The following is a 19787-nucleotide window of genomic DNA, read 5'->3' as shown; positions in this document are numbered from 1 at the left end:
CTTCTTTTTCCATTCGCTCTTTGTCCATAAATTGAACTATTGTTATATTTAATTATTTGTTTCGTATTATGTTCCAAGTCCGAATCTATTTTTTTAATAGCAGTATGTGCCTCTTCAATTCCTGCTTCAATGTTATCTAAAAATTGCTCCTTTATAACCTCTCCTGTCTGCCAATCTTTTCTTCTAAAATTAAAATTAACTGCCATTAAACTTCCTCCTCTATATAAGTATCATTAATATCTACTGTCAATTTAAACTCAATTATTTCATTTTTTTCTTTTTCTGTTATCCATTTTAATTTAACAGCCTTTTCTAAATAAGTTTTATTAATTCTGTTTTCAACATACATATCTAATAACTTTTGAAACATTTTATCACCCCCTTCTAAGGCACTATATCCATTATTGTTATCATTAAATTTTCAATAACTTCATCCAATTCATTTACTTTATTTTTTAAATTTTCTTTTTCTTCATCAATTACTATTTCAATAGATTTAAAATATAGAAAAAGAGTATCTTTATCTGATACTCTTTTAACTAACTTATACTCCTTATTCTCATCCTTTTCTGTTAATCCATCGTAATATTCTATAGCCTTCATATATTACCATCCTAGCGCAAACCAGTATACTGCGTGGTTTTCTTGCCTTGCTCCTGTGAATCTTACTCTAAGTCTATTACTATTCCATTCCACTCTTTTATTGCTTGTATCTACAACATCTGGTGTAGCTGGTTTCATAACGAAATCTGCATATACACAAGTAGCAAAACTTTTAGAAAATTCTACCCAAACATCTCCAGCCCCTGCTCCTGGTGTTGTTATAAAACTTCCCCATTGAACTTTTAGTCCACCCAAAAACTCCTGCCTTCCAAGAGAAGATAACAATTGATTTTCCGTATTAAACTCTTTTATAGAATTAATTTCTTCTAATAAATTATTAATAACAGTTTGATTATTTGTCTTTCTGCTATCTGTAATATTTACAGTTTGAATAGCTGAAACTCCTACTCCTACATATACTTCCGCTAATTTTACATAGCTTGAACTTGTAGTGCTAGGTGCTGAAGGACTTGGGTTTGCTGTACCTTTCAACACTTTTATTTGTCTAGTTGTTCCTGAAATATATGCTACTATTGCATCTATTCTAGGATAACTCTCAGTATTACTTTCTATATCAATTGTGTAGCTGGCTGTATTCTGAAGTAATGCTCCATTAATACTACAAACCCCACTAGAAACCTTAACTGCCATTGCAGGTGAACTTTGTGCTGTTACTTTTAAATCATTTTCTCCAAAGACTATTTTCCCCCCTAAACTTTTACTTGTAATTAAATGTGCATCTGCTACTGTATAAGTAGTCATGCCATCAGCATTATAAATTCCTCTTATAGCCATAAAACTTCTTCCTTTCTTAAAATAAAAAAGAACTCATAAGAGCCCTTTTTAAAATAATTACTTGTATCTATAAATAGTTGGTTTATTATCTCTAAAAATTGAATTTCCTAAAGTAATTGTTACTGTATTTTCAGTTAAATCAACTTTATATTCAAGAACTTTTATTTTTATATTAAGTTTATATTTTTCTGTATTTAATTTAATATAATCACCTACTCCAATATCAAAAATATTAAACACTTCTGATATTCCTACTTTAACTGTACAATTAATCAAAGGATCCTTATAAGCATTTAAAACTTCTTCACATTGCTTATCTAAGGTCTCTTGTAACCTTATATCATTAACTTGTATTACTTTTTCTCGTCTTCCATATAAATTTAAAGAATTATAATCAATAGCAGTTGACATTAATGCATTAAAAACTTTATCTTCTTCCCACGAAACTCTTGCACTAACTACATTTGCTATTTGTGTTTGGTCTATAATGTAATCTAATGAACCTATTATGTTATAATCATTAATTTCATAGTATTCAGATTTATCTTCACCTAAATTTTTATAAAAATTAAATTTTCTTTCCTCAGTAATTTGAAAGTAACAATTACTAGCTTCTATAAATTCTTGTATTTTTTCATAAAGATCATCTGACCATTCAATAACTCTATCAGTTTTCAAAGTACTATCTTCACATTCCCCTAATTCAATACCTGTTCTTGTTATATTGTTTATTTCACTAATAAGAGAAAATATTAATGAACCATAAGTTTTATTATGATAATCCCTTTTAAACTCATTCTTAGAATTTAATCCTATATCAATAAAGTTTCTATTTTGAAATAAACAAGCATAACCTAAACATATACACTGAATGTCTTCATTAACTGGACATGGTGAATTTACAACTCCAAACCATAGCAACTCCTCTTTATTATTTTCAATTTTATATAATTCTATATGTTGATTTAATATGAGCTCTATTTCTTTTTCTGATAAATACTTAATAGGAGAATTGAATGTACAGCTTCCAATTCCATTTAATGTTTTACTAAAAGATATATTAGATAAAACATACAATTCATCAATTAACTCATGCTGCTTAGTATAAAGTTTTATAAAATATTTTATATCCATGCTTCTTTCCACCTTATATAAACTAAACATTCTCCATCATAATCAATTTTTATTTGATTTGATCCATTAATTAAACTAATATAATTCCCACTTTTATATTGTATTTTACTAACTCCATTTACTTTTACACTTCTACTTTTAGGATTACAATCTATACTTAACACATCTCCGCTTTCAATGAATATATTTAAACTAAGTTTCTCTCCTGTTGTTTCATTTGTAACTTTGAAATTGTTACCTTGCCCTTTTATTTGAATAATTGGATAAACTGTTGCATAACCTTCATTTATAGCTTCTCCTATATTCCCTAAGGTTTTTTCTGTATAAACCCAACCTTCAGGAACTATAAAAGCACTAGTTGGAACTTTCCATCCTCCTTCAATTACTTTCTCTAAAGTTAATTCTTTAAAATGCTTTTTATAAATATACGGATCACACATTTTAAAAGTAATTGTCATATTTCCAAAATCATCTGTAATTATAGATTCTTTTTTGGCTTTACATTCAACTTCTCCTATTCCTTCAATATCTGCATTTATTACTACATCTCCAGCTCGTACTATATAACTTAATTGCAATGCTGACTTAATATCATTATCTACTTTGGTACTAACAATCAAAGTAAAAGTTTTAGAATTTATTTTACTAGAACCAGAATAACTACCATGATAATATAATTCACTATCACTATTCGTATTGCTACTATCTAATAAAAAATTATATAAATTTGCATAATAAGGACATTGATCTCCTAAAACTTGTAACCCATTAATAAATATTTTATTATAGCAAATCATTCTTACTCCTTTCAAAAATAAAAATAGAGCTCCTATAAGCCCTACTTTATACCTCCTAATATTCTCTCAATATTATTAATACTTTTTTGTTCATTCTCTTTATTTTCAAAATGTGCTTCATCTATGTGTATACTAATCATTTTGCCATTATTAGAATTAGATAATACTTTATTCATTTCTTTTAAATATACACCAATAGTATTATTAAGTTTAGAATCAATCATATCGCTCATTTTTTGAGTTGTCATAACTGCATTTGTAACTCTAGAATTTTTAGGTAAATAAGCATATTCTCCTTGTGCTGCATCTCCTAGTGTATATGCACCTTGTCCCATTGTATCAACTAATTCAATTCCTCTTTCATTTATATTATAAATACCTGATTTTTCTATAGATCCTCCAGACTCCTTCTTTTTGCCAATTATGCTAGTTCCAACACTTGTAGCAGTATTAACTATTACATCCCATGTTTTCCCTGCTATAGATTTAAGACTATCCCACAAATTAGTAACTTTTTCTTCACCATATACCTTAGCTTCTACTTTAGTATTAACCTCCTTGGGTATTTTTTCTAGTTCTGTTTTTAAAGCACTAGAATCTCCTTTTGCACCTATCATTGCTTGAGAAACTGCATAAAATTCTTCATCAGTCATTCCAAATTGTTCCGCTGAATATTTTCCATTTTCTAAATCCTTTTGAATAGATGTCATAGCTTCTTCAGTAGTCATAGAACCATTTGCTACTGCTTCTGCATATCCACCTATAGCACTTGCCATATTACCATAATATAAAGATGCATTGTTTGATGTATCACTTAAAGTTGCTACAACATCACCTGCACTAGTTGTAACTACTTCAGTCATATTTCCATTTTCATCTACTATTTGCTTATAATACAAACCATTATCATCTGCATATTTTTTAAGAGCTTCGCTACTATCTGCATAAGTTAACATTAAATTATTTTCTCTGTCTATAACTCTCGTTATACCATCGCTTATTTCTTCTACTGTCATATTATAATTTGTAGCATATTCAGAATCATACATTGCTCTTCTAGTTAAACTTTTTTTCTTAGCTTCTGTCAGAATTTGCTCATCTCTTATTTGCCAATCTATTATTTCTTTTCGTCTATTCTTTTCTTTTTCTGATACACCACTTAATTCATCAATTGCCTTTTTATCCTGTTCTAATTTCTTTTTATTAGCTTCACCAAGCGCTTCTATTTCATTTTGTCTTCCTTTAATTGTTTCTTTAGAAGAATTACCATAAATAGCTTGTTCATCTCTTAAATAGCTTTCAGTTTGTGCTAATTGTGTATCATAATCATTTGATTGTAAAAAGGCTATTTCATCCTGACAACCTTCTCTTATTTTTGTAATTTTATCTAAACCATCTTGTGTTATGTTCCCATCAGCATCTAATGAATTTGAAATAATATTTGCAATTTCTGTTTCTCCTTGATTTATTGTATTTATAGCTTCATCATATGCTTTAGAATAAGCTTCTGAATATTGTTTTGTTATCTCTTCTCCAAAGTTATTATTTGTTAATGTAGTATTAAAGCTACTCATTTGTTGTTCTTTATTAGTTTCTGGTGACATATTAGCTAAAGTCTTTAGTTGTTCTTTCTTAGTATTATCATCAATTTCTGTATTATTAAGAATATTATTTATTTCTTCTTGTTTTAACTTCAATGCCTCAACCCAATTTACTACATCAGTTTCTGTATTTTCTAGTGCCTGTTTATAATCATCTCCAAATTTAATATTATATTCTTTTCCAAATAATTGAGTCCATATACTTTCCTGTGTTCTTAATCTTCCTGTAAAATCTTCATAAGTATCTCCCATTTCAATAATTTTAGCTTCTGATTTTTCTATATCTTTCTGATTCATATAAAGTGCTGTTCCAAGCGCACCTACTCCTGCCACCGCAAGTCCTATTGCTCCGCCTGTAAGAGTTAATCCACCTAACCCCTTTACTAACCCTCCTACTGCTGTATCACTTGAACCAATCGCTTTTGTAAAACTTCCTAAAGACTTAGTATCGCTTGCTATCTTTAATAATGTAGAAATTCCTGTTGCCCCTTTACCAAGTATACCAACTAAACTTCCTGTAACTTTTGTTACTGTACCAAATACTAATGCTAATGCTCCAAATTTAGCTACTGCTGTTATAGTTTCTGGATTCAACTTAGAAATATAGTCTGCAATATTACTTATACCACCAGACACATCATCTACTAAAGGTAATAAAGAATCACCTAATTTAGCAAAACTATTTTTAACTTCATTTATAGATTTTTTCATTTTAAATTCACTAGTATTCGCAACTTCATTGAATGCTGCATCACACTTACCAGCACTATTAGTCATACCGTCTAATGCATCATTAAACACCTTACCATCTTCACTTGCAATTATAAATCCAGCACCTGCAGCTTCACTAGATGACCATAATGCATTAAATTTATCTTTATTGCCGTCTACAGATTTATTTATAACTCCCATTACATCTGCCAAACTACTTCCATTTTCCATTAATTGTGTAAACGACTTACCTGTTTTCTCTTTTAGTATCTTCCCTACATTAGATCCAGTATCACCTAACTCATCAAATAACGACTTCATTTTAGTGTTGGCCATGTTAACATTTATACCAGCTTTAGTCAAAGAAACATATCCACTTAATAAATTATCTAAGTTTACATTATAAGCTTTAGCACTTGAAGCTGATTCTCCAAGAACTCCACTCATTTCTCCTACTGTAAGTACTCCTTTTTCCTGTGCAGTAAATAATTTATCAGATATAGAAGATACATCTTTAACTGTATATCCATATATATTCATTAAACTTGTTAATGCACTTGAAGCATCTGCAATTTCTCCAAATCCTCCAACAGCAACCTTATTAACATCATTCATGAAATCTACAGATTCACTATAATCAACACCAGCACTTATTGCATTATATAAAGCATCTGTAAGATCTTCTACACTTTTCCCCGTATCATCACTTAACTCATAAACATCTTGTTTGTATTTTTTTAAGTTCTCTCCACTATCATGAGTTAACGTATTAACCTTAGCAAATCCAGTCTCTGCACTCATAGCTAATGTAGCTAACGCTGTACTAGCTCCAACTATTAATGCTCCCGCTTTTTGCGCTTCTTCTCCACAATTTTTTATACTTCCACCAGCTTTTTCTAATGCAGTACCAACTGTAGCAAACTTTTCTGAAGATTTTGCAAATTTATCCCCTTGTTCTGATATTGCTTTATTAGTTTGTTCTAATTGTTGCTCTAATTTTAATTGTTCTTGTTTTGTCTTTTCAATTTGAGTTAAATTATTCCTTATAGCATTTTGATTACTATTAACTACTTTCTCCTGTTTTTGATAAGCTTTAGACACTTCATCTAATGATTCTTTAGCTTTTAAAGCTTCTTCTGATTCTTCACCATATGTTTTTACAGCTTCTTTATAAGCTTTATTAGCTTGCTCTTTTTGTTTTGCTAATTCTCCTAATTTCTTTTTATTTTTCTCTAAACTAGTATTATTTTTTGATAATGAAGATTCATATTCAGCAAGTATTTTTTTACTTTGTGTTAATGCTTGATTAATAGTACTTTGTTGCTTACTTAAGCTTTGAATATTTTTACCATAAGTATTAACTTCCTGCGCTGAAGTTTTAACTTCTTGATTTAATAATTGCATATTCTTTTTCATATCAGCTATGTTCTTATTATACTGACTACTATTTACTACATAAGTAACACTTATCTTTCCATCTCCAGCCATATTCCCCTCCTAAATCATATTGAAGAAATCACGTATATCACTAACCTCTTCTATTGAATTTTCTTTATTATCAGCTATATTAGTGTTATAAATACCAAAATTATTTTTAAAATCAATATTAATCCTATTAACTCTTTCTTTAATTTGTGCTGCAGTTGACTTTAAAAAATCATCAAATGATATTTTTAACTTATCAATTGCCATAACATAAAAGTAATTGAACCAATCCTCGAATACATCATAAGCATCTAGTTTTTCTTCTTTCTTATCATCAGAATTATCTTTTCTTTCTTGAAACTTATCTACATAAACTAACGATTGGATCATAACTGCCTGCATTATATATAAAATATCTTTTTTCATATTAATATCTAAATGTTTTATACTTTCTATAATTTCATCTAAAGATATATTCCCATTCATAGATGAATGTATTAATAATATAAAATATCCATTTTCAAACTCTTTATCAACCTTCTCTAAAAGTTGTAGTGGAGTTATTGGCTCTATCTTTAATCTTTTACATATAACTTCATCTTTCAATCCATAATATAAATTTTGTATAGTATTAAAATCAAATTTGAAAGTAATATCTAATCCATTAACTTTTAAATTTAATTTAGGATTTTCTGTTAATAACATACTTTAACTCCTTTCCTATAATTCTATGAATAATAAAAGACACTAATATATAGTGTCCTTTTTAAAAATTATACAACTACATCTCGTTGCCCAACTTTTGAAACATCAACTGTTGCAGGTAGAACCTTTTCTTCAAACATTTCAGCTGTTAAAGCACTTGGTGTACTTCCAACGTTAAAATATTTATAAGTTCCAAAAGAATTATCTAATGGTAATGCATCAAAAGATAATGCTTTTGTATTAATTGTTTCAGTTCCATCTTCACTTTTAGTAGTACCTTCATCTGAAATATTTCCTAATGAACATTTAGGGAATATAAAATGAGCATCTTCCTCTAATCCACTAGTTAAATTTACTGTTGTTGCCTCGACAATAACAGCTTTATAACCCTTGTTAGCTTTCATTCCATATATTTTCCCACCACTTTTACCTTCTCTAACATCAAATAATTTCATTTCTGTAGCATCTGACATTCCATAGAAAGACAATGATCCTGATGTTTTGCCAACTGATTTTTTTGAATAAATAACTCCATTTCCTGCTGCTAAAGAAATAGAACCTTCTCCAGTTTCTGCAGTCATAGCGGTTAATTTAGCTACCTCATATATTTCTCCATATGAACCATTTTCCTGAATATCCGCCATTAGGACTTTTTTAAGTCCATTTGTTAATCTTACAACTGTACTTGCTGCCATTACTTATTACCCTCTTTCACATTATATTTATTAAATCTAAACCTTAAAGTTTTATTGTAAATTTTTATATCACCTTTTTTTACAACTGAATTACTGTTTTCTATAAGGTTATATTTCTTTTCTCTTAGTGTATTTATAATCAAATTTGATAAATTTCTATAACTACCTAAAGTATATATATCCACTTGAATATCAAATTCTGTATATAAACTTTCTCCACCAGCAAATGCTCTTTCTTGTTCATCTAGAATAAACCATCTTATATATTCATTAGATTTAATTTTCTCTGGCTTATCATAAAAAAAGATATTAGAACATAACTCTAATATCTTTTTATCTTTTAAATCTTTTTCAAAAATATTTTCCATTATAATCCACTCCCCTTAATTGGAAGCTTCCTTAAAATTTCTTCTGCTTCTCTATCAATTTCTTTCAATGCTCTATATGCTCTTCCTATGTTTTTAGGATCTGATTTTTTACTTTCAAACTCTTGATAAGCATAATATTCTTCTGTAAACCTCGTTACCAACTTAAAACCAAATGGAAGTCTCTTTAGTCTACTCTTTACACTTCTTTTAGCATACCCTGTATCAACAGCTGAAGCTACTTGCATTGCCTTCTTTGCCTTTTTACCTATTTCATTAAGAGCCTTTTTTATATCATCATCAGTAATTTCATCAAATAAATCTAAAGAAGTATCTAAACCTTCAATTACACATCCACTCATTAAATAACCACCTTGCATTTAATATCTATATAATTAATTCCTTTTGGAACGGCTGCAATAATATCATAAGTTAAGTTATTGAAAAGTATTTGATAGTCTTTAGTTTTATATGGTAGTTCCTTAGTCCACTTTGTATTTATAACTCTGAATGATATAATAACACTTTCATCTTTAGAATAAGCTTGTACAGCTTCACTATTAGTTAATGTAAGTAAATTTGCATATAAAGTTTTAATAACTTTTTTATTATTTTTATTTGAAAAAGCTTCTCCATTATCTTCATTTATAATAAATTTTATTTTTTTATCTAAAATTGTTGGTATCATTATATTTCCTCCAAATTAGATAATTTCGATAAAATGTTTCTAGTTATAATATCAGTTTTAGCAGATGAAGCAATTTCATATGAACGATTAAAATACATAGAATTCACAAGCCTTCTGAGTAAAATCCTTGCTAACTTTAAATTTTTTTCACTTTTTCTAAAGTCTGGCCCAACAGTACTTTCTATATAAATATCTGCAATTTCTGTAAAATCAACTATATCAACTAATTCTTCTACATCATCTAAATCTACTTTACAAAATGAAATTACATCTTGAAGTTGTGAGTTGATTTCTTTTTTTATTTTTTCAATTTGTTCTTCTGTAGGCTTATTAGCTAATATTGTTCTATACTCATCACTTGATAATATAGTATACATTTATCCCCCTTCGCATAAAAAATAGTGAGGATATTACCTCACTATTATGCTGTTATTTTCTTAGATTTAAGTAATGCTTTATCTAACGCTTTAACATCTAACCTTTCTACAACTCTTATAGCTTGAGCATTTGAATCAAAAAATGCTTCATTAGATGTTGCTATTTCAATTGCTTTTCTTTTAAAGAACTTAATAGCTTTCATAGGAACAACATATCCTAAAGCTTCACTATTTCCAAGTGTTGAATCATATTCTACTACTTCATGACCATCTACAAATACTTTCCCATTTTCTACAGTAATTCTATCATCCCTATGCCCATCAGAAACCATAGCATTTTTAAGCTTAGATCTTAAAGCACTTGTAGCTAATACTTTAACAAATCTTCTTACTGAAGGTTTGTAAGCATCAATTCCATCACATATTAAATCTACAACTTTTCCAGTAGCTAAAGAAATAGGATCACTTTCTTTATTTGCTTCAACTTGTGCTAATATTAATTCATTTTTTGTATTAACTGATTTAACTACAAAGTTTTCTTTTATAACACCAAATAAATCTACTGCACTATCTGCATCTAATTGATTATCTACAGCAACTAATTCACCATATCCATTACAATCATATTGTAATTGAGTAAAAGTTAAAGCTCCCTCTGGAATCTTTTGCCCTGGAGTCAATTTATTAAGCTTCCCACTTAATTCTGATACTGGTCTTTTCCCAGTAAGTGATGTTACCGGAATAACTTCGCAATATTGTTCTAATGAACCATATCCAGCTTCTAAAGTTTCTAAATCATTCAAGAATTCTTCTGGTACAACTGCTTTTGTAGATTCTCCTGAAACTTGGATAGCTCTTGTAGAAATAGTTCTACCTGCTGCTAATTCTTTTGCTGCATTCTCATAGCTTCTTTTTTCTTTATTCATTTCATCCCCTCCCTTATTCCTCTTTTGAGTTTGCAAACTTCTTTTTTCAGCTTCATCTTCTTCCTCATCTTCTTCCTCTTCTGCCTTTTCTAATTCCTTAGTAAGCTTCTTAATTTCACTTCTTTTTTCCTTTGCTAAATCTAAGTTTTCTTGATTTACAGCTTCAAGTAACTCCTTGTTAGTTTTTTCTATTAAAGATCTAATTTCTTTAGCTTTCATTTTGAAACCCTCCATTTATTTAATTAAATATATCTTCTATTGCTTGACTAAATTTTCTTAATTCTTCAAGTTCATTATTATCTTTATTTTTAATCTCATTAACAATATCCGGATTAAATCTTACCTCTGCTAGGCTTCCTTCTTTTCTAACTTCAGCTAAACAACCACTATATGCCGGTTCTACAGTTAAAATTGATACCTCTAACAAATCAATATCTGTTAAATATCTTCTTTGAAGTTTATCATTAACTTTTTCCCAAGTATCTCTATTAGTTAAGAACCCAAATGACCAACCTCTCAATTCACCGTTTCTAGCCTTTTTAACTACTTCTTCATCTGTAATAGTTGCTTTAACTCTTAATCCTATTGCATCTTCAAATAACTGTAAATTCCCTTCTTCAATTGAACCTAATTCTCTGCTTTCAATATGATTAAAAAGTATTTTTACATCATCAGCTTTTCTAAGTGCTTTACTCCAAGTTCTTGGAAGTACTTGCTCAACAAAATCTCCATTAGGCGAATGTATTGTTTTACTATCTCTAGCAACTGTATTTACATATCCTTCAACTACAATGGAGTTATCATGCATCCTTATTTCCAATATCCTCACCCCCTTTCACAGTGTCAGATTTATCATAGTAATTAATACATGTACTTAATGGCATCTTTCCACTAGTTACAAGTATTTCATCAGCTCCTTCATGTTTTAATGCTTCATAACCAAATTCTCTACGAACATCATTAGTTGTTAATCCATTATCAGCTAATTTTGTAATTGAATTAACTCTAGTTTCATAATCCATTCTATAAAGTTGATCTTCATCAAATTCTACTGAATACTTTTCTCTATCTATTTTACTTAAATATTTATAAGTAAATTCTTGCTGTATTTGAATTATAATAGGTTGTAATGCATCAGAGTAAATTTGCAATTGAAGTTGTTCTCCAGTGCTATAATTTACATCCTCATAATCATTTAAAATTGTCGATGGCAAGTTAAAAGCACTACATAATTCCTTTTTGCTTAATCTTCTTATAGCTTCATATTCAGCATCTGCAAGTGATAAATTTAAAGAACTTACATTAAATCCCGCAGGAACAGTAAACACTCTTCCATTATTGCTATATAACTTGCTAAATTTTTGTTGTATTTTTGATAACTGCTTTTCATCTTCAATAGTCGATGTAGTTTGTACTACAGCTTTCCCAACGAGACCATTTTTAAATATATCATTTAAATATGTTTGGCCCTTAACTAAAGTATCCATAGTATTAGTTAAAATACTTCTAACTGGAACAACTTTTATTCCATCATTACTATATCCATATTTAAATATAATTACATTTTTATCTAGAGCATCAAATATTTCATTATTAAGCTTACAAGTATAAAGTATTGGACAATTTTTAGCGCTATCTATTATTCCTGCATCATCAACAAATATTGTTTTTATCTCAACTGGATATAAATCACCAGTGCTTCTATCTATATATAACCCACTTATTCCATTGTGAAGTCCCCATGCTATAAACATTTCCATTGCATTATATGCATTCATTACTCTATTAGGCCTTAGATTAACCTTTTCAAAGTTTTTATGTGTTCTATCAGGTATCTTATTACCATTTTCAATATTTAAAATTTCTAATGGTAATTTAGCTATAGCTTTTGATATATAATTCACACAAGCAAAATAAGAACTTTCTCCAATACCTTGATTAGATTCTTTATACTCTAAAAAACTTTTCCCAAATACATCATCATATGTTATGGCCCTTTTCTCACGATTAAAAAATATACTCAAACTTATTCACCTCCTTTCTTATAAAGGCTATAAGCAATTAAAATCAATTCTACAGCTAATACATACATCCCAAAATTTAAATTAATTAGCATAGAATTAATAGCTATAATAAATAATGCTAAAAAAATTAAAACATCTGTTAAATTTTCTATAACAAATGTTTTTACTTTTCTATATTTAACCTTAAACCATTTAATTAATTTCACTTAATCACCCCCAATCTTGCTCTAATAGTACATCTACTGGATTATATTCACATGGTTTTAAATACAATTGACTATATGCAAAAGGTAATACTACAGCCATATCAACTCTTGTATTATTACTTGCTCTATGTTTCATAATCATTATATCTCCTGCCTTACCCTCACTAACTAAAGCATTACTCATATTCCAATCTAGCAATGTATTTTTTTCATAAAAAAATCTACCCTCATAAACAGCATCTCTCATGCTTAGGGTAGGTGGTGATAAAACCGTATAAGTTTGTCTTAATTCTATTAATTCATAATCTGATTCTAATTCCTCTATTAATACATCAGCATAAGTAGGATCTATTGCAATGCTTTCTATTTCACATTCATATTTTTCCTCTATTTTTCTTATATGCTCACATATTTTAATATACTTTATATTATTACCTTCATGTATTGTACAGTTTCCTTTTCTCATTTCTGCATAATAATCTATTTTTTCATGCCTTTTAGCCTTTGTTAATGTTCCTTTTGGTATAAAACCATGTACTTTAGCATAATACTTATTATCTTCTCTATACATAATTCCAACTGCAGTTAAATCTATTGTCTTAGATAAATCAACAGATACTATTACTTTCTTACCCTTAAAGCTTATTTTATCAACTCTACATTTTTTCCAAAGATCCATATCAAGATAATGTTCTTCTTTTTCAGATGTTTCTAACATAATATTTAATGATTTTGTTAAAAACTCTTCTTTTTCAGATTCAACTTCTTTAGCTTTCTCTCTAGCTTCTCTTATTTCTTGATAGTTTTCTTCTATTCTTAGTGGGTTCGCTCTATATATTCCACTATCTTTCCAAATCTCATCATTATTAGCATAATATATCAAACAAAAATATCTTTCATTAACAATATTACCTTTTAAAATATTTCTACAGTATTCTAATTCTTCATATATAATACTATTACTTTCAGCATAAGCACTAGTAGTTCTAAATAATAAAGGATTAAGAACTGACCTCTGCCCAGATTTCATAGCATTTATATTACTTGCATCAGTAAAACTACCAACTTCATCAGCAACTATTAGGCCTGGCCTAATAGAATTGTTTTTATTAGCTTCTGCAGTTCTTGGTTGATAAAAACTTTTAGTTAACTTACATAAAACTTGTCCTGTCCACATCTTTGATATTTTAAAATGTTTTTTAAGAGCTGGACTAGCATTAACTAATTGATCTATCTGTTTTCTAATTTCTGCTGCTAGTTCTTTAGATACACAAATAGAATAAATTTCCGAATAATCATCTTCTGTTAACATGAAGCAAATAATAATAATTGCACAATCTGTTCCTTTTGCATTTTTTCTAGCTATAAATAACATAGCTTCTCTATACCTAAACTTTTTAGGATTATTTTTAAATCTCCATCCAAAAATATTAGCAAATAAAAAAGCTTGATGGTTAGATAGATTAGGTAAAATAGGTTTTCCTGTTAAAAAACCAGTAGCATAATTCAACAAAGCAATTAAGTTATTAATTACTTGTAATTTTTCTATATCAAAATAATATAAAAAATCATCTTTATATTGCCTATTTTCATAATCATTTATAAAAATTTTACATTGCTCTATAACTTCCCAGGTAGTTATCTCTTTACCATCTATACAATCTCTTGCATATTGCAAAGCTTTATCTAGCAGTATCATTTATTTAATAATGCCTTTATCAAAGGGTCTTCCTCAATATTTTCTTTAGCTGCATTCAATCCAGCTAATTTTGCTCTTGATTGAGGAGAAAGACATAATTCATTACAACATCTAAAGAAAGCAGCTTCTGCATCTTTTCTCGCACCCATCAATGCTTTATTATTTAATCTTGCTATATTTTCATTTACCATTTTATCTATTGCCCTTATTCGTGAAATAGCAACAGAACAATTAGATAATATATAATTATCTAAATTAGTTAAAATACCACTTGATTCCAACTCATCTACAATTTCATTAAATAATTTACATTGCTCATCTGATAAATAACTTGGTGGATATATATTATCATTATTTCCTTTTAGCTTTTCTTCAGCTTCAAGCATATTTTCAATTTCTTCTTGTGATTGATGTGAATTTTTTAATGTTTGACTCTTTCTTGGTCTTGCCATATATATTTTCTCCTTTCAAAAAATATCTCATTTTAGGGAATTTTTTTGTAATTGAGTTTTTATCGGGTTTTTTTAGCTTTCTTTTTTAACATTACAAGATACCCCGGATATCTAGTAAAATATAAATTTAAATTGCCCATGATAATAAAATACCAACATCTATTTTTCATTGTTAAATGTATAGAAATTTTTTTCAAACCATTTTAAAGTTGATGACAGTATCTTTTGAACCTTTTCTTTATTCTTAGTTTTATATTCATTATGAACTACATTATGATGCTTATCACATAGAGTAATTAAATTATGTTGTGTTATTCTTAAATCATAATTTTCTTTTAATTCAACTATATGATGTACTACATCTGCATTCTCTGTTCCATATCCAATATTCTCTATAATATCCCACTCATTCTCTGCCCCTTCTTCGATAGCTAAGCAGGGTAAACATAATGAATTACATCTATTATTTGCTGTGTCTCTAGCAGTCTTCCACGCTTTAGTTGCATAGAATCTAACATAAAACATTTCTTCTTCATTTAACGATCTATTCCTATTGTAATACTTATATCTTTTAGCTTCATCTTTCCTATATTCTTTATTGCATTTAATACAGTATTTATCAGCCTTATCTATTTTTACTTTCCCACATCTTGGACACATTTTCTTCATATCATTTATTCACCCTTAAAATCCCTTACTCTCTATCTCTGCTTTCTTTAACTCTATGTCTATCTCTGCTTTCTTAATATTAATTTTCTGTTCTGCTGTAGCTAAATCCATGTGTTCACTTAACCATGCTAATGCTTTCATTTTATCTTGAAGTTTAACTTTAACACCACTTTCGCTATTGCTTATTTCACTTATTAAACTTCCATCAATCTCATCAGCATTTCTTGCTACAGTATAAGTAATATCAGTTTTTACCTTACTCCCATCTTCGTAAACTCTATCAACTTCTTTATTCCCAAAATCAACAAAGTCTGTGATATCTGAAAAGGCAATATCTATATATTTTTGAAATATATCTTCTTTGCTTATAAACGCCCTATTTAACTTATTCCCCTTTAATTCTTTTATCTCTTTCTTTATCTTAGTGTTTTTTAGTAGTCTACTCCCATTAACTGCTGCAGTTTCATATTTGCATTTATATACTTTTTGATATGCTTTTGTAGCATTAAAACATTTAATATAGTGAATACAAAAAAGCTTCTGTTTATCTGTTAATTCTTCATTTTCTACTAGATCATTAACCTCTTTATTATTAACATTACTTTTATTGTTATTTTTCTTATCTGAACGTTCGCTTTTATTTTCCGAACGTTTTTTATCCCAATCATATTGATGTTTCCATCGTCTTACCGTAGATGCTGGAACTTCAATTTGATTAGCTATATCTACTAATTTACAGCCTTTTTTATATAGTTTTTCAGCTATTTTAGCCTTTGGATTAAGTTTTCTAGCCATTTCTTATATTCATCACCAGCCCTCCGTTCTAAATAACTAAAGTATTTTACATTAAATTAATTATGTAAAATAAAAAAGCACCTAACATTTAAGTTAGATGCTTCAAAATTAGGGTATGAGATAAATGAGAAATATGTTTGAGCGCTATTGCCTAATATCATATTACTATTTATTTTACGCACACTCAATAGCAGTAATTGTTGCACTAATTGTTGCATTTTTATATTACATCCTTGATGCTTTCAGGAAATAAAATTGTTATTAATTTATTTATTAGTCTCTTTCTATTTCTAATTATAGTGCTTCTATCTCTTTTTAAAACATCTGCTAACATTTCATCAGTAGCAACCTTTTCCTCTTCTGAATTTAAATACTTTAATTTTATTATGTCATAATATCTATCTTTTTTTATTTTATCTAATGCATTATCTATTCTCTTTAAATCCCTTTCAGTTTCAATTTTTTCTCTAGCATATTTTTCTTTAAGTTGTACATATCTATCTTCCTTAGATAATCCTCCAGATAAATTATATTTTACAACACTCTTACTACTCTCTGGTAATCCATGTTTATCTATATATTCTATATCCTCTTCTTTTTGTCTTACTGCATGCTTTAAGTTTTCATAGTTATATAATAATAACTCCACCCTTTTATAATAGCTCATTTCTTTCTTTATCATATTATTACTCTTCAACTCATTTACTACTTCCTTTGCAGCTTCTTTAAATACATTACCTTTTAATTCCTTAACAACCTCTTTAGCTGTATCTTTTATAAGCTTTTTAATTATCTTCTCATTATTTTCTCCCATTAATAGCACCTCTCTTCTCTTAATTATACTGTCTTATATCCTCTCTAGCTTTTAGCCATGTTGATTTAGTTGATGTATGAATATGCTTTAAGTAAATACATATCTCTTCTAATCTCTCCTTTGTAGCTGTAGCTTCTCCCCTTTTCAGCTCTTTCTTCACTTCATATTTTATTTGTGACCATCTATTATAAGCTTGTATACTTTCCTTCATCAGCTTTAATTGGTGTGTTTATTGCTTTTTCTTTATCCCATCCATACATACTAATCCTAGTTCTTAATGTACTTCTACAAATCCCATTCTTTTCAGCTTCTTCATAGTCTTTTTCTGTTATATATCCCATCATCATACCTCTTCATTATTTTTTATTTATTAATTATAAGGGAAGCTTACTAACTTCCCTTATATACTCCTTAATTAGCAATTTGTAATCCCTGCTACTATAGGAGTTAATCCAAATCCAACATTTATATTTAATCAGCCTTTGGCTTCATATATTGGCATTTCCACATTCCATATACTTTCTTTGCTTGATTTTCTGTTAAATCAAATACATTTTTTATTAATAATGTTAATTCAGGCTTTTCCATATCCCCACAACTATCATCATTTAGGAACTTTATTATATTATTAACTTTTTTCTTTTCCATATATCTACTCTAAAATCCAATACTTTCTGATAACTCTACATCCTGAAATAAATTACCTATAATCTTATCTACCGCAGTTTCTGAAAATAATCTTACTGCTCTACCTTCTTTTCTATTCTCTATCCACCATGAACATTCATCAAAAACTATAGCTCCAACTATATCCTCTTCACCTGGCCCTGTTGATTCTCTCTTAACAATATATCCATCAAATATTTCATTTCCATCTATATCTTTCTTCCCAGCATATAGCATAGGTACTAAATGTCTATTAATTAAAGTACCTTGTATTCTTCCATCCTTCCCAAATGTCTGTACTCCCCCATCTATAGCTATACTAGCATTAACATACTCATTAACTTCTTTTTTGTCACTGTTATAAATCTTATATTTAATTTTCTCCATCACTATCTCCTTATACCTACAATTACATCTCTACCCTTATCATAAAATCTATATTCTTCTGCAGTTTCCCTTTCTAATAAATAGTTGTTAGGATCCAAACCTTCATTTTCTAAAAACTTCTTTTGCTTTAATGTTAATGTTTTTAATTTCTTCATCTCTAAACCTCCTACTCACTAACTCTTTGCAACATTGCATTTAAAAACTTTTCTGTAGCTGCTCTATATTTTATATATTCAACTTCATCAGCAACTTTAATATTTTCTAACTCTTCTAATAACTTCTGATAAGTTTTTCCTGCTTCTTCAAAATAAACTTTAAACTTTACAGAACTATTGCTTTGTTTAGCTTTTGCCTGCTCTAATTTTCTTTCTAAATCATCTCTTTCTTCAATAAGAGCATTCATTTTAGCTTGTACCTCTTCTGTTATCTCTATATAATCAATATCTTGTACAGTTTCCTTTGACTTAGCTTCTTCTAACTCTCTTTGAAGTTTAACTATCTCTTCATTTAATTTATTTCTTTCTGCAGCTCCTTCATTAAATGTTTCTTCTAATATCTTATTTGTTTCCTCTGCTGCACTAAGCTTTTTTATAGCTTCATCTCTTTCTTTTAAAGCTTTATCTTTCTCTTTATTAGATTTTTTTAAATCATCTATAGCTTTTTTCAATTCTCTTGTAGACATTTCATCAACTTTATTTTCTTCAACAAATTTTTCTCTATCCTCTTCTGGAACTCCCAATAACAAAACTGCTTGGCTATAAGTTAAATTTCCAAACGCTTGGCTCTTTAAATTATCATCTAATAAAGTAATTTGATCTGCTCCATACTCCTGGAATAACTTCATTAAGTTGTTTGCAGTTGACTTCGAATAATCAACTGCCTCTTCTAACCATTGCCCCCATGATCCATGCTCTACTAATTCTTTTGCCTCTGTCAGCTTTCTCCCTATTTCTATGCTGTTGAATAAAAATACCCTTCTTGTTTGCTCCTTAATACTATTAATCTCTGCTGCAATAATTTCTGGAGTTCTATTTATTACTAAATTACTCATTTCCTCTTCTCCTTTACGCTACCTTACTTTTCTTTTTCTTATTATTTAATTTCTCTTTCTCGAATACTTCCATAAACTCTTTTACTTCTTTTGTGCTTAAACAATTTCTTTTACCTCTTACTTGCACTACTTTAAAATCTTTATTTATTTCAACTGCAAAGAACGGCTTTTCCTCTTCTCCAATCCTTCTTATGAAAAATAA

General features: G+C 28.6%; 29 protein-coding genes. All 29 read right to left on the bottom strand.

The genetic code is table 11. The features are described 5' to 3' along the window. On the bottom strand, positions 1–206 hold a 206-nt coding region (locus I4V51_RS17965), incomplete at its 3' end, for a hypothetical protein (protein ID WP_195989813.1). After that, positions 206–370, bottom strand: coding sequence for a hypothetical protein (locus tag I4V51_RS17960; RefSeq protein ID WP_195989812.1), 165 nt, complete (start codon positions 368–370; stop codon positions 206–208). The genes I4V51_RS17960 and I4V51_RS17965, both read right to left, overlap by 1 nt. Positions 371–384: 14 nt before the next feature. Continuing rightward, positions 385–603 carry a hypothetical protein gene (locus I4V51_RS17955; protein ID WP_195989811.1) on the bottom strand — a complete coding sequence of 73 codons (219 nt, stop codon included), beginning with the start codon at positions 601–603 and terminating at the stop codon, positions 385–387. Between the two features lie 3 nt (positions 604–606). Continuing rightward, complete coding sequence (locus I4V51_RS17950) at positions 607–1398, bottom strand: hypothetical protein (RefSeq protein ID WP_195989810.1); 792 nt, start codon at positions 1396–1398, stop codon at positions 607–609. 57 nt (positions 1399–1455) lie between these two features. After that, the gene (locus tag I4V51_RS17945; RefSeq protein ID WP_195989809.1) at positions 1456–2532 is read right to left on the bottom strand and encodes a phage tail protein; all 1077 of its coding nucleotides are present in this window, start codon (positions 2530–2532) and stop codon (positions 1456–1458) included. After that, entirely contained in the window at positions 2523–3329 is an 807-nt protein-coding gene (locus tag I4V51_RS17940; RefSeq protein WP_195989808.1) for a phage tail domain-containing protein, read from the bottom strand. The genes I4V51_RS17945 and I4V51_RS17940 overlap by 10 nt, the downstream gene beginning before the upstream one ends. Before the next feature lie 41 nt (positions 3330–3370). After that, complete coding sequence (locus I4V51_RS17935) at positions 3371–7129, bottom strand: phage tail tape measure protein (RefSeq protein WP_195989807.1); 3759 nt, start codon at positions 7127–7129, stop codon at positions 3371–3373. A 9-nt stretch (positions 7130–7138) separates the two neighbouring features. Continuing rightward, complete coding sequence (locus I4V51_RS17930) at positions 7139–7771, bottom strand: hypothetical protein (protein ID WP_195989806.1); 633 nt, start codon at positions 7769–7771, stop codon at positions 7139–7141. A 68-nt stretch (positions 7772–7839) separates the two neighbouring features. Then, a complete protein-coding gene (locus I4V51_RS17925; RefSeq protein WP_195989805.1) occupies positions 7840–8466 on the bottom strand; it encodes a hypothetical protein in 627 nt (208 codons plus the stop codon). Next, a complete protein-coding gene (locus I4V51_RS17920) occupies positions 8466–8834 on the bottom strand; it encodes a hypothetical protein (protein ID WP_195989804.1) in 369 nt (122 codons plus the stop codon). The genes I4V51_RS17925 and I4V51_RS17920 overlap by 1 nt, the downstream gene beginning before the upstream one ends. After that, positions 8834–9193 carry a hypothetical protein gene (locus I4V51_RS17915; RefSeq protein WP_195989803.1) on the bottom strand — a complete coding sequence of 120 codons (360 nt, stop codon included), beginning with the start codon at positions 9191–9193 and terminating at the stop codon, positions 8834–8836. Before I4V51_RS17915 ends, I4V51_RS17920 begins: the two co-directional genes overlap by 1 nt. Beyond that, positions 9193–9519, bottom strand: coding sequence for a head-tail adaptor protein (locus I4V51_RS17910; protein ID WP_195989802.1), 327 nt, complete (start codon positions 9517–9519; stop codon positions 9193–9195). Before I4V51_RS17910 ends, I4V51_RS17915 begins: the two co-directional genes overlap by 1 nt. Continuing rightward, on the bottom strand, positions 9519–9896 hold the full coding sequence (locus I4V51_RS17905; RefSeq protein ID WP_195989801.1) for a hypothetical protein: 378 nt from the start codon (positions 9894–9896) through the stop codon (positions 9519–9521). Before I4V51_RS17905 ends, I4V51_RS17910 begins: the two co-directional genes overlap by 1 nt. Before the next feature lie 44 nt (positions 9897–9940). Further along, the gene (locus tag I4V51_RS17900) at positions 9941–11041 is read right to left on the bottom strand and encodes a phage major capsid protein (RefSeq protein ID WP_195989800.1); all 1101 of its coding nucleotides are present in this window, start codon (positions 11039–11041) and stop codon (positions 9941–9943) included. A 19-nt stretch (positions 11042–11060) separates the two neighbouring features. Next, positions 11061–11642, bottom strand: a complete 582-nt coding sequence (locus tag I4V51_RS17895; protein ID WP_195989799.1) for an HK97 family phage prohead protease — start codon at positions 11640–11642, stop codon at positions 11061–11063. Then, complete coding sequence (locus I4V51_RS17890; RefSeq protein ID WP_195989798.1) at positions 11623–12846, bottom strand: phage portal protein; 1224 nt, start codon at positions 12844–12846, stop codon at positions 11623–11625. Before I4V51_RS17890 ends, I4V51_RS17895 begins: the two co-directional genes overlap by 20 nt. Before the next feature lie 2 nt (positions 12847–12848). Beyond that, the gene (locus I4V51_RS17885) at positions 12849–13052 is read right to left on the bottom strand and encodes a hypothetical protein (protein WP_195989797.1); all 204 of its coding nucleotides are present in this window, start codon (positions 13050–13052) and stop codon (positions 12849–12851) included. Positions 13053–13056: 4 nt separating this feature from the next. Beyond that, positions 13057–14751, bottom strand: a complete 1695-nt coding sequence (locus tag I4V51_RS17880; RefSeq protein ID WP_195989796.1) for a terminase TerL endonuclease subunit — start codon at positions 14749–14751, stop codon at positions 13057–13059. Then, positions 14748–15203 (bottom strand): phage terminase small subunit P27 family, encoded by a 456-nt coding sequence (locus I4V51_RS17875; protein ID WP_195989795.1) that lies wholly within the window; start codon positions 15201–15203, stop codon positions 14748–14750. Before I4V51_RS17875 ends, I4V51_RS17880 begins: the two co-directional genes overlap by 4 nt. Before the next feature lie 159 nt (positions 15204–15362). Further along, positions 15363–15872, bottom strand: a complete 510-nt coding sequence (locus tag I4V51_RS17870; RefSeq protein WP_195989794.1) for a hypothetical protein — start codon at positions 15870–15872, stop codon at positions 15363–15365. 15 nt (positions 15873–15887) lie between these two features. Further along, entirely contained in the window at positions 15888–16667 is a 780-nt protein-coding gene (locus I4V51_RS17865) for a terminase small subunit (RefSeq protein WP_195989793.1), read from the bottom strand. A gap of 220 nt (positions 16668–16887) precedes the next feature. Further along, positions 16888–17481, bottom strand: a complete 594-nt coding sequence (locus tag I4V51_RS17860; protein WP_195989792.1) for a hypothetical protein — start codon at positions 17479–17481, stop codon at positions 16888–16890. Between the two features lie 19 nt (positions 17482–17500). After that, positions 17501–17692, bottom strand: coding sequence for a hypothetical protein (locus I4V51_RS17855; protein ID WP_195989791.1), 192 nt, complete (start codon positions 17690–17692; stop codon positions 17501–17503). Then, positions 17667–17822 carry a hypothetical protein gene (locus I4V51_RS17850; protein ID WP_195989790.1) on the bottom strand — a complete coding sequence of 52 codons (156 nt, stop codon included), beginning with the start codon at positions 17820–17822 and terminating at the stop codon, positions 17667–17669. Before I4V51_RS17850 ends, I4V51_RS17855 begins: the two co-directional genes overlap by 26 nt. 130 nt (positions 17823–17952) lie before the next feature. Further along, positions 17953–18129: a hypothetical protein gene (locus tag I4V51_RS17845; protein ID WP_195989789.1), complete on the bottom strand. Its 177-nt coding sequence runs from the start codon at positions 18127–18129 to the stop codon at positions 17953–17955. 9 nt (positions 18130–18138) lie between these two features. Further along, a complete protein-coding gene (locus I4V51_RS17840) occupies positions 18139–18534 on the bottom strand; it encodes a YopX family protein (RefSeq protein WP_195989788.1) in 396 nt (131 codons plus the stop codon). 2 nt (positions 18535–18536) lie between these two features. Beyond that, positions 18537–18689, bottom strand: coding sequence for a hypothetical protein (locus I4V51_RS17835; RefSeq protein WP_195989787.1), 153 nt, complete (start codon positions 18687–18689; stop codon positions 18537–18539). A gap of 11 nt (positions 18690–18700) precedes the next feature. After that, entirely contained in the window at positions 18701–19585 is an 885-nt protein-coding gene (locus I4V51_RS17830) for a DUF3102 domain-containing protein (protein ID WP_195989786.1), read from the bottom strand. A gap of 13 nt (positions 19586–19598) precedes the next feature. Then, positions 19599–19787, bottom strand: a 189-nt coding sequence (locus I4V51_RS17825; RefSeq protein WP_195989785.1) for a PcfJ domain-containing protein, incomplete at its 5' end; no start/stop codon positions are given.

Source organism: Clostridium sp. D53t1_180928_C8 (assembly GCF_015667795.1).
Lineage (GTDB): Bacteria > Bacillota > Clostridia > Clostridiales > Clostridiaceae > Clostridium.
This window is presented reverse-complemented; position numbering and strand designations above follow the sequence as displayed.